General features: G+C 65.5%; 4 protein-coding genes. 1 reads left to right on the top strand and 3 read right to left on the bottom strand.

What is annotated here, in order from left to right:
- Window positions 1–426: 426 nt before the first annotated feature.
- Window positions 427–1,050, bottom strand: coding sequence for a (d)CMP kinase (gene cmk, locus KMW22_RS19225; RefSeq protein ID WP_221091639.1), 624 nt, complete (start codon window positions 1,048–1,050; stop codon window positions 427–429).
- Between the two features lie 89 nt (window positions 1,051–1,139).
- On the opposite strand from cmk, the gene KMW22_RS19220 reads away from it, so the two are divergent.
- The gene (locus KMW22_RS19220) at window positions 1,140–1,931 is read left to right on the top strand and encodes a peptidylprolyl isomerase (RefSeq protein WP_221091638.1); all 792 of its coding nucleotides are present in this window, start codon (window positions 1,140–1,142) and stop codon (window positions 1,929–1,931) included.
- Between the two features lie 54 nt (window positions 1,932–1,985).
- On the opposite strand, the gene KMW22_RS19215 is transcribed toward KMW22_RS19220, so the two are convergent.
- Entirely contained in the window at window positions 1,986–2,477 is a 492-nt protein-coding gene (locus tag KMW22_RS19215) for a hypothetical protein (RefSeq protein WP_221091637.1), read from the bottom strand.
- Window positions 2,478–2,602: 125 nt separating this feature from the next.
- The gene (locus tag KMW22_RS19210; RefSeq protein ID WP_221091636.1) at window positions 2,603–3,154 is read right to left on the bottom strand and encodes an HD domain-containing protein; all 552 of its coding nucleotides are present in this window, start codon (window positions 3,152–3,154) and stop codon (window positions 2,603–2,605) included.
- Between the last annotated feature and the right edge of the window lie 217 nt (window positions 3,155–3,371).

Raw genomic sequence — 3,371 nt, 5'->3', positions numbered from 1 at the left:
CCCTGATGACGGTGATGCCGAGCGTGTATTTGAACCGCCTGCTCCGAACCTTCCTCAAGAACGAGGAATTTCTCCACCAGCACGGCTATTCACTCCGCTATACAAGGTGCAACTCCTGAGGCTTACCTAAGTGCTACACCAGTGGTTCTGAATTGCTGACCAGAAACTGGATGGGATGAAATGGAGACTCATATGCGATGCGCGCTTACGCCCAGGTAGGTCATCCTTTCCTCCTCGCGCCTGATACAGCTCTTAAGGAAATCGCCGTTGATCTGAGATCAGCTAAGCGGCCTGGGACCGCTGAACCGCATAGCGAGAAGCAACCATAGGGCCTTGCGATGGGAGTGGCGCCGTTTCTGCCCTCTGCCGAACCGTTGCACTGGGCGGAACGAGGTCCTTGCCTTCACAGGGGCTGCAGCTGAGGCTTTATCTCGCCGGCAGCCGCGCTAGCACTGCATCAATCACGCCCTGCAGGCTCAGCTCGCTGGTATCAATCACATGGGCGTCTGCCGCCGGGGCACTCTGAACCGTGTCGAGGCGGTCACGTTCGGTCAGGGCCGCTTCAATGGCGGCCACGTCCTCGGGGCGTTCATAGGCGCGGCGTTGGGCACGCACGCGGGGGCTGGCGGTCAGGTAGAACTTGGCCTGGGCGTGCGGAAAGACGTTGGTGCCCATATCCCGGCCCTCGGCGACCAGGGGGGCGGGCAGGGTGCGCAGCTGGGCGTCGACCCAGGCGCGCACCTCGGGCAGGGCAGCCACCACGCTCACGCCCCGGTCCACGCGGGTGGAGTGCAGGTCCGGGGTCAGGTCGCGTTGGCCCAGCCACACGCGGTTGCCGCTGGCCAGCGCCTCCAGGCGGGGCGGGTTGGCCTGCAGACAATCCAGGAGCGCAGCCGGCTCATGCAGCGCGGCCCCAGCTTCCAGGCCCAGCAGGGTCACGGCGCGGTACAGCAGGCCGCTGCTCACATAAGGCACCCCCAGCGCCTGGGCCACGCCCGCCGACACGCTGGATTTGCCGCTGGCGGCCACGCCGTCAATGGTTACGATCATCAACTGCGCAGTCTAGAGCATGGGGCCCCGCCTGCATCTTCAGGTGGACGCCGGCCCGGCCCTGGGGGCCGCTACACTGGGGGCAGACCATGAAACACGCTGCGCTGATCCTGACTGCCCTGCTTGCCCTGACCGCCTGCCAGCCCAAGGAAAAGGCCGAGACCACGACCGAGACCACCACCGAAACCAAGACGGACCCGGCGGCCGAAACCACAGAGAAGACCGACAAGAGCGACGAGACGACCAAGCCTGCTGCCCAGGCTGTCACCACCCCCGGCCCGGTGCCGGCCGGCTACACCGCTGTGCCCGAGCTGAGCAAGACGCCCGTGCGCGAATTCAAGGCCGAGCCCGCCCTGAGCCTGGAAGACGGCAAGGACTACTACGCCCTGATCGACACCAACCGGGGCCAGATTCTGGCTGACCTGTACGAGCAGGAAACCCCGGTGACGGTCAACAACTTCGTGTTTCTGGCGCGCAACCACTACTTCGACGGCATTCGCTTTCACCGCGTCATTGATGGCTTTATGGCGCAGTCCGGCGACCCCAAGAGCGTGGACGAGGCCAAGAAGGCCGAGTGGGGTACGGGCGGCCCCGGCTACCAGTTCGCCGACGAATTCCGCACCCGCCTCACCTTCGACGCTGCCGGCATTCTGGCCATGGCCAACAGCGGCCCTGCCACCAACGGCAGCCAGTTTTTCATCACCTTTGGGCCCACCGAGGGCCTGAACGGCAAGCACACCATCTTTGGCAAGGTGGTCACGGGCGACGACGTGCTGCCCAAGCTGACGCGCACCAGTGACACCAGCACCGGCCAGGAGACGCCAGTTGAAGGCGCTGTGGCTGACCAGATTCTCAGCGTGCGGATTCTCACCAAGGGCTAAACAGCAGAAAAAGTGGGGACCCCAGCGCGTGCCGGGGTCCCTGCTGCTGGAGGCTTAGCGGCGGTCGGTGGTGTGGCCGGTGGTGGTACCGGTGGTGTAGGTCGTGGTGGTGGTGTGGTGGCGGTTGCGGCCCAGCAGGCCCGCCAGACCCAGCAGGCCCAGCAGCCCCCAGGGGAACTGGCGGGTATCGGCCACGCCGTCGTTGTTGCTGTCCACCACGCCGTCGCCGTTGGGGTCCACGGCGTTGTTCACGGCTTCACCCGCGTTGTTCACCGCTTCGCCCGTGGCCTGGGCGGCGTCATTCACGGCCTCGCCCGTCGCCTGGGCCGCGTCGTTCACGGCTTCGCCGGTGGCCTGGGCGGCGTCTTCCACAGCGTCACCAGTCGCGGCGGCGGCGTTGTCCACGGCTTCGCCAGCCTGCTCGGCGGCGCCGTCGGTGGAGTCGGTGCTGGTGTCCTGCACCTGAATCAGGGTGGGCTGGGGCGCGGCGGCCAGGGCGGTAGGGGCGGCAAACAGCAGGGCCAGCGTCAGCAGGGTCTTGTTCATAGGCATCTCCTTGAGGGGGCCACAACCGGCAGGTCCAGCGGTGGTTGGGCCTTTTGACCCCTGCATTGTGAGTGCTGTTACGCAACGGCGCCCAAAGCTGATCTTGATGCCATGCTCAGCAGTTCTTATGACTTGGCCGCTTCTGGGCTCAGGTCCTGCAGCGCGCGCAGCACCCGTGCCATGTGCTCGTCCAGCGGCACGCCCAGCTCCTGGGCGCCCTGTTCCACCTCCTCGCGGTTGACCCCAGCGGCAAAGGCGCGGTTTTTAAAGCGCTTTTTCAGGCTGGACAGTTCCACGCCGCGCACGTCCTTATCCGGGCGGATCAGGGCGGCGGCCTGCACCAGCCCAGTGAGCTCGTCCACAGCAAAGAGGGTTTTGGCCAGCCGGGTGTCCCGGGGCGTGCCGGTATACGCCGCGTGGCCCATGATGGCGTCCAGCACCTCGGGCGGGGTGTCGGTGTGCTCGCGCAGGTAGGTCACGCCCCAGACCGGGTGCTCGTCCGGATGGGCTTCGTAGTCAAAGTCGTGCAGCAGGCCGGTCACGGCGTACCGTTCCTCATCCTCGCCCCAGTGGCGGGCGTAGGCGCGCATGGCCGCTTCCACATTCAGCATGTGCCGCTGCAGCGACAGGGACGGCGTGTGCTGGACCATCAGGGCGTAAGCCTGCTCGCGGTTCATGGCCGCAGTGTAGAGGGGGGAGGGGCGGGGGCCATGAGCTTTGAGCCATGTGCCATGAGGTCTGGACCGTGAGGATGGAATGCCACCAAAATCTAGACCTCAGTAGCCGACAACTTCGCATAATTGCCGTCCCAGACAACACATCTCCCTCCAGCATGTCAAGGGACTCGACGGGAACGCGAAAAGGCGGTGTTTTGAAGGTGTGCAGCCACCAAAA

It is taken from the genome of Deinococcus aquaedulcis, from assembly GCF_019693445.1.
Classification (GTDB): Bacteria; Deinococcota; Deinococci; order Deinococcales; family Deinococcaceae; genus Deinococcus; species Deinococcus aquaedulcis.
This window is presented reverse-complemented; position numbering and strand designations above follow the sequence as displayed.

Bases quoted from the DNA above. Each gene is read 5' to 3' on its own strand.
- KMW22_RS19215 (WP_221091637.1), bottom strand. From the start codon at position 2,477: ATGAACAAGACCCTGCTGACGCTGGCCCTGCTGTTTGCCGCCCCTACC.
- cmk (WP_221091639.1), bottom strand. From the start codon at position 1,050: ATGATCGTAACCATTGACGGCGTGGCCGCCAGCGGCAAATCCAGCGTG.
- KMW22_RS19220 (WP_221091638.1), top strand. From the start codon at position 1,140: ATGAAACACGCTGCGCTGATCCTGACTGCCCTGCTTGCCCTGACCGCC.
- KMW22_RS19210 (WP_221091636.1), bottom strand. From the start codon at position 3,154: ATGAACCGCGAGCAGGCTTACGCCCTGATGGTCCAGCACACGCCGTCC.